Genomic DNA, 6,779 nt, shown 5'->3' on the forward strand with positions numbered 1-6,779 from the left:
TTTTCTCTCATTATACAAGAAAGACCCTATAGAATAGACTTTTTTTTAAGTGTCTATTCTATAGGGTACATTTTAAAATCTAGCTTCCTTTTTATTTTATGAATTATGGGATTAATAAAATCTTCCCTGTACTTTTTCTGCTCTCTAATAATTTATGAGCACGGGCACCGTCTTGTAAAGAGAATGTAGTAGGACTTGCAATGTTTAATTTTCCACTAGCGATCCAATCAAATAATTGAGTAGAGCGCTGCTTACGTTCTTCAAAAGTAGTAAGCACATTCCAAAGGTCTCCACCAGTTAAAGTTTTTGAAGTATCCATAAGCATGCGTGGATCAACGGGAGCAGGATTACCGCCAGCCATTCCGAAAAATACGACAGTACCACCAACTTTAGTAGCGTTAAAACTTTCCTCAAGTGTAGAGCCTACTGATTCATATACAACATTTACCCCGGTACCATTTGTTATTTCAAGTACTTTCGTAGCCCATGATTCCGTATATAAAAATACGTGATCGGCACCAGCTAATGTGGCTACTTTTCCTTTTTCGTTTGATGAAGTTAGGCCGATTACTTTTCCGCCTAGCAGTTTAATCATTTGAATAAGAAGTTGACCAACGCCACCAGCCACAGCATGGATTAAAGCTGTGTCACCTTGTTTTAGTTGATAGCTATCTTTCGTTAAATAATGTGCTGTTAAGCCTTGCAATAAGACAGAAGCGGCTGTTTCAAAAGAAATTGAATCTGGAAGCGGGATTGCTTTTTCTGCTGGAACGGCAACTAATTCTGCATTTGCAAATGGAACATCAGCAAATGCAATACGGTCTCCAGGATTGATATTTGTAACGTTAGCTCCTACCTCTTCAACAATACCAGCACCTTCATAACCTAATATATAAGGTGGGTTTCCAGCGAGATGATAATCGCCGCGGCGTCTGTAAATATCAGCAAAGTTTAATCCAATTGCTTTTGTACGGAGAAGAATTTCATTTGGATTTATGATTGGATTATGTATTTCTTTATATTGTAGTACATCTGGACTTCCAAACTGTTCGAAACAAAGTGCTTTCATATGGAATACCTCCATTATATTGTTTGTCGATGCTCTTTATCATACAATACAAATATCAATAGAAAAAGAGGATTATTTCGATGAAATCAATCGGGAATTCCGATTGAAAAGAGGGATGATAAATGGAGATAAAACAATTAATTACCTTTAAAATCGCCGCGGACACTTTGAACTTTACCCAAACTGCGAAGAAATTAAACTTTGCTCAATCAAGCGTAACGGCGCAAATTAAAACGTTAGAAGCTGAGCTAGGTACGCCGTTATTTGAAAGATTAGGGAAACGTCTTTTCTTAACCGAAGCAGGAAGAAAGTTTCAACTATATGCGGACAAGATAATCGTACTTAGTAACGAAGCGAAGACGGCTGTGAAAGATGATGAAGAAATAGCTGGTACGTTAACCATTGGTGCGCAAGAAAGCCAATGTACATATAGACTTCCTTCTATATTAAAGAGATTTAAAGCACAATTTCCTCAAATAAAACTTATATTTAAACCCGCACATTCCAATAAAGATGCGAAGGAACAATTGATGGAAGGAAAAGTCGATCTTGCATTTATTTTGGATGAATGTAAAACAGAAGATGCTTTACATGTTGAGCCGCTTATGAAAGAAGAATTAAAAGTAGTAGCTGCTCCAGGGCATCATTTACTCCAGCAAACTTCTGTTTCGATAAAAGATTTAGAGACGGAAACACTTTTATTAACAGAACTAGGGTGCTCATATCGGACTTTATTTGAAGAGTTATTTCGCATCCAAGATGTGTATCCAGCAAATAAGATTGAGTTTGTTAGTGTAGAGGCAATAAAACAATGTGTTATTGCAGATTTAGGTATAGCCGTTTTACCGGCGATAGTAGTAGAAAAAGATATACGAGAGGGGACGATAAAAGAGTTACATCTAGAAAATACTATCAATCCAATTTTCACACAAATTGCTTGGCATAAAGATAAATGGATGACAGTGCCACTGCAGCAATTTATTGATGTGACGAGGGAGTTTTTTACAACGGATTAAGTGGAGAAATATTTATTTTCTATAAAAGAAAAAATGGTAATTTTGTATTGAGAATCGATGCTTGCATGAAACGAGTATCGGTTCTTTATGTTTTAAAAAGGATGCTATAAAATGTGTATTTCTCAACTTTTTTTCTTACAAGGGTAAGTAAATTTCTTCGTATATTCCAATAATCGTAAGGGAATTTACAACTTTTATTCGTTTCTGTAAGATGCCTCTAGGCAGCATGAAAGGAGGGGCGTACATAGGGGATAGATATACGTACTTATTTTGAGGGAGGAGATTTACAATGTTTAAAAAGTTAATGAAAGTATGTGTGTTAAGTGTAGCGAGTGTAGGGGTATTATTTAGTTTTCAAGGAAGTACATTTGCAGCTACCGATCTGAGTAGTTATTATGACGGGAAAAATCCAGCAACAACGAAAGTATACGGGGGAAGTACAACGTGTGATGCAGATGGATTTAATGCAAAGTCTACAGCGGTATACGAAGGTAGTAAAAAAGTAGGGACAGTGTATTTACGTTACAGTAATAAATGTCATGCAGCTTGGGCTAAGTTTGTTTTAGATCAACCAGCACCAGCTGTTTCAGGAGGAGTGTATGCGTACGCTGTTGTGAATAAATACAAAAATGGTGTGTTTCAAAAATCAGTCACTTCCAATCAAGGAAATGGCACAATTAAAACTGGTCAAACGAGTACTTATACAGGAATGGTATTTGATTTAACTGCTGATTTCGGATACACAGCAGATGCTGAAGCAGTTACGTTTAATAACGGTTACGGGAAAACAGCACGTTATTAATAAAGGAGTGAAATTATATGAAGCTATTAAAAAAGGTGAGTGCATGTTTATTGTTATCTTTACTCGTTGTAACTAGTATGTTTAGTAAAACTAATAGCGATAAAGCATATGCAGAAGACCATTCATATGATGGGAAAAGTCCGTATTACAACAGTTGTGATCAATCAGCAGTAACGAAAGAAAAGAAGTGGATTGATTCAAATTCGTATGTGGAATTAAAATTTAGCACGACGTGTAAAACAGCGTGGGCAAAAGTTACTGTAACGCGTGCAGCGGTTTATAATAACGAAGCTGATGCAAGAATTGTTAGAAAAACAGATGGAAAGGCATATACTTGCGGAAGTGCTGGAGGAAATGGTGTTGTGAATAAAGGGCAAACATCATGCTATACGCCAATGGTATATGATTTAGATCCAAGAAAGGCACAAGCACAAGGGAAACATGCTATACCAAATAGTGATGCTTATAATTATGCGGAGACTATTTGGTATTAATACGATTATCAATGCGTTAAGAGCTGTTATTTGATATGAAAATGAAAGAGCCTTACTGCATTATACTGTGGTAAGGTTCTTTAAAGTTGTTTAATAGCTTAAGACATTCATTTACAAAGGTCTCTCTATATAATCGCTTTTAAGTATGGACATAATAATTTCATCCGAGTATGCATCGTTATAAAATAAAGATTGACGTAAAGTTCCTTCTTTTACAAAACCAACTTTTTCATAAGCTTTAATTCCGCGTAAATTATGGCTAAATACTTCTAACTGTAAACGATTTAATGATAGTTGTTCAAAAACAAATCTTAAAATTATTTTAATAGCTTCAGTTCCATAGCCTTGTCCTGTTACTGCTATTGAAAGCATTGATATTCTGAATCCTGCTCTTTTATTCTCTTCATCAATATCTAAAATCGACAATTCTCCAATCATTTCGTTAGTGCTTGTTAAACAAATAGCAAAATCATAGCGACTTGAATCATTATTTATATGATCTATATGTGTTTTAATTTGCTCCAATGAAAAAGTAGACTTGGTTCCAGTCATATATCTTATTTCATCATCCATTGTACTTTCTAATATAATAGGCGCATCTAGCTGACAAAGTGGCCTTAAATAAATTCTTTCCCTTTCTAATCTCATTATAATGTTCTCCTTAAGGTTGGTGATAGAGTATATAAATATTATTGCTCTACATGGAAGAAGAGTTTTGTTTTTTGTATTGTTTGAAAAGTATGATTCTTACTTTTATGTTACATGAATTTTATAATGATATGGTATACCTAAAACAAATGATAAAAGTTTTATACACGAAAAAATGTATCAACAAGTTTTTTAATGATCGAATTAAATAAGATCTGTATCAGGAGGATTGTATCCAAGGTGACGAGCCATAGATACAATTTGTCCTTTATGGTGAAACTCATGCGTCTCCGTATGAGTTAAAAGCCATAGCGGAGTTGTACTCCAAGGCTCTTTTTGCCACTTTACTTCATTTGCAATATTTTCGAGCCATCGGTCATTGTATTCATCTAAAAAGCGTTGTACGGTCTCATCTACTAACTTAAATCTAGTACGAACTTTTTCCACACCTGCATGCTCAATTTCGTAATCGCTAGCAAATGAAAAGTCTGCTCGCTTTTGTTTAAATGCGAATGATCCAAGCCAGTATCGGTAGCAATCGGCTACATGAATATGTGTCTTTATAATGCTACCGCTCCCGAAATTCGGAATTGTGCTATGTAATTTTTCTAGTGGAATTTCTTCCAAAAACGAAAATAGAGTTTCTCTTGTAGAGCTAATAAGATTATATTGTTGTTTTAAAATGTGTAACATGCAAGTACACTCCTCCTTTATTTACATAGTAAGTAATTCTATATTTACGAGGAGTGAACCTTTTTATTATTTTTAATAAGCATATTAGATGTATTTCTTATTTGTTTCTGATAGATTAAACAAGGTAAAACTTTAATAAGTTGAACATTCTTAGTTCATAATAAATGGTACATGAAGAAGGGGAACGATAAAATGAATAGACTAGTTGGCTTAAAACAATTTGAAATAACGCGCGGTGCGTTACTTACATTTATGGAGACGCTAGATGATAAAACTGCAGATACGCAGCCAAAGGGTTTTAACAATACAATTCGCTGGCATATCGGTCATGTGTTAACGGCAGCAGAAGTTTTCATGTTTGGAAAAGAATTCAAACAATTACCAACGGAATATCCAGGTATGTTTGGATATGGATCAAGACCATCTAAATGGACAACAGCAGGACCATCGTTAGAAGTGTTAACGGTTCAATTAAAAGAACAAGCAAAACGTATTAAAGAAATTCCAGCAGAAGCATTTGAAAATAAACTGCCAGAGCCATTCCTAGGATTGGAAACAGTAGGGGAACTTTACGGTATGATGCTTTATCATGAAGCTGATCATATTGGGCAAATGAAGGCGATGGAACGTATTATTAAAGCTCTTTAGTCTTAATTGCATATAACGAGCAATACAGGTGTAATGTTAAATAATATATACAAAAAAGGTAGATAAATTATTATCTACCTTTTTTGTATAACTTCTTGAAGGATTAGGGATTATCATCGTGATGCTGATGAAGAAGAGCGAAAAAGAAATATATAAGGATAATAAAATATTATTTTTATGATGGATTATTAATTATAGTATTCCTAAATATGGAATATGCGTATAATAATAGAGAGGAACTAGAAATAGGGGTGAATACTATGATTACATTAGAACAAAAGCTGGAGCAATATACACATACATATGCACAGTTAAAGGGAGAACTAAAATGGAAAACGAGTGATTCTCGAACAGGAATGATGATTGCTGCTATGTATGCAAGTAGTGATAAATTGCTTGATCTCGGACGTTTTTTAGAAATTAGTAGTTATATTAAGAATGAGGTAGGGATGTTTTCATACTTAAAGTCTTATCATCGCTTTGTAGTGGCCGCAACATTAGATATTCACTTTACAGATTATAAGAAAGCTTTTCGAGAGTTTTTAGACTTATATGAACAATTGGTCGCTGGTGGCTTTAGCCGCAGTATATTTACTTATCTTGCAGCAGCTGTGCTTTTAACAGAAGATAATGAGCATCATGGCACGCACATTCAGCGTTCGATGCAAGTATATAAACGTATGAAAGAGGATCATCTTTTCCTAACAGGTACAAATGATTATCCGCTCTCCGTTTTATTAGCAGGACAATCAGAGCATGTAGAAACACTTATGGACCGAGTGGAGCGTCTTTATCAGAAACTAGCAAAAGCTGGCTTGCGCAAAGGGAATGACCTCCAATTTCTAAGCCATATTCTTTCACTAAAGAAGGATGTCAGGGAAGAAATATTAGTTGCAACATGCACAAACATATGGAATTTGTTAAAGCAAGAAAAGGTAAAAGTGAAACAAATGCATTACCCAGCAATCGGGCTATTAGCGTTACTTGAGGATGGAGAAAAAGAGATTCATTCTATTAAAGCGTTGATTGAAAAATTGCAGGGAGAGAAATTATTCCGTTGGCATACAGATACGAATATTCTTATTGCTATTCAACTGTTCGTAAGTCAGAAAGGTGAGGAAAGTAAAGCTACCAACACAGGTTTACAAACTATGATAGAAGTCCTTATCCAAGCACAACAAGCAGCTATGATGGCAACGATTGCCGCTTCATCTGCAGCAACATCTTCAGCTAGTAGTAGTTCATAATGTGCAACTGCTTATGCTATTGTAAATTATAACTCCTTTGATAAGGATGGTTTAAAAAATATTACTAAAAAAAGCCCATCAAATGTGAAGTGAACCCTGAAAACGGGACACCAATCAAAACACCTAAACCACTTGTTCCCTAAATTCTTTAGGGGATAGGTG

8 protein-coding genes are annotated in these 6,779 nt (G+C 35.0%); 5 read left to right on the plus strand and 3 right to left on the minus strand.

Features of this window, described 5'->3' with window-relative positions; all coding sequences use genetic code 11:
• Positions 1 to 103 precede the first annotated feature (103 nt).
• Positions 104 to 1,069, minus strand: a complete 966-nt coding sequence (locus PDQ33_RS27705; RefSeq protein WP_061131725.1) for a quinone oxidoreductase family protein — start codon at positions 1,067 to 1,069, stop codon at positions 104 to 106.
• 122 nt (positions 1,070 to 1,191) lie between these two features.
• Here PDQ33_RS27705 and PDQ33_RS27710 point away from each other — a divergent pair, with 122 nt between their 5' ends.
• From PDQ33_RS27710 to PDQ33_RS27720, 3 genes are all read left to right on the plus strand, one after another.
• Entirely contained in the window at positions 1,192 to 2,085 is an 894-nt protein-coding gene (locus PDQ33_RS27710) for a LysR family transcriptional regulator (RefSeq protein WP_000403847.1), read from the plus strand.
• A gap of 289 nt (positions 2,086 to 2,374) precedes the next feature.
• Positions 2,375 to 2,887, plus strand: coding sequence for a YjfA family protein (locus PDQ33_RS27715; protein ID WP_000473749.1), 513 nt, complete (start codon positions 2,375 to 2,377; stop codon positions 2,885 to 2,887).
• 17 nt (positions 2,888 to 2,904) lie between these two features.
• Entirely contained in the window at positions 2,905 to 3,381 is a 477-nt protein-coding gene (locus PDQ33_RS27720) for a DUF2690 domain-containing protein (RefSeq protein WP_061131726.1), read from the plus strand.
• 111 nt (positions 3,382 to 3,492) lie between these two features.
• Here the strand turns inward: PDQ33_RS27720 and PDQ33_RS27725 are convergent, their stop codons facing one another.
• Together PDQ33_RS27725 and PDQ33_RS27730 are read right to left on the minus strand one after the other, a co-directional pair.
• Positions 3,493 to 4,029 (minus strand): GNAT family N-acetyltransferase, encoded by a 537-nt coding sequence (locus PDQ33_RS27725; protein ID WP_001235380.1) that lies wholly within the window; start codon positions 4,027 to 4,029, stop codon positions 3,493 to 3,495.
• 204 nt (positions 4,030 to 4,233) lie between these two features.
• Entirely contained in the window at positions 4,234 to 4,722 is a 489-nt protein-coding gene (locus tag PDQ33_RS27730) for a DinB family protein (protein WP_270757026.1), read from the minus strand.
• Between the two features lie 171 nt (positions 4,723 to 4,893).
• Between PDQ33_RS27730 and PDQ33_RS27735 the strand changes: the two genes are divergently transcribed.
• On the plus strand, positions 4,894 to 5,370 hold the full coding sequence (locus PDQ33_RS27735; protein ID WP_001997933.1) for a DinB family protein: 477 nt from the start codon (positions 4,894 to 4,896) through the stop codon (positions 5,368 to 5,370).
• Positions 5,371 to 5,579: 209 nt separating this feature from the next.
• Entirely contained in the window at positions 5,580 to 6,617 is a 1,038-nt protein-coding gene (locus PDQ33_RS27740; protein WP_002170191.1) for a DUF4003 domain-containing protein, read from the plus strand.
• Positions 6,618 to 6,779: the final 162 nt, after the last annotated feature.

This window comes from Bacillus cereus group sp. Bc031 (assembly GCF_027716265.1).
GTDB lineage: Bacteria > Bacillota > Bacilli > Bacillales > Bacillaceae_G > Bacillus_A > Bacillus_A paranthracis.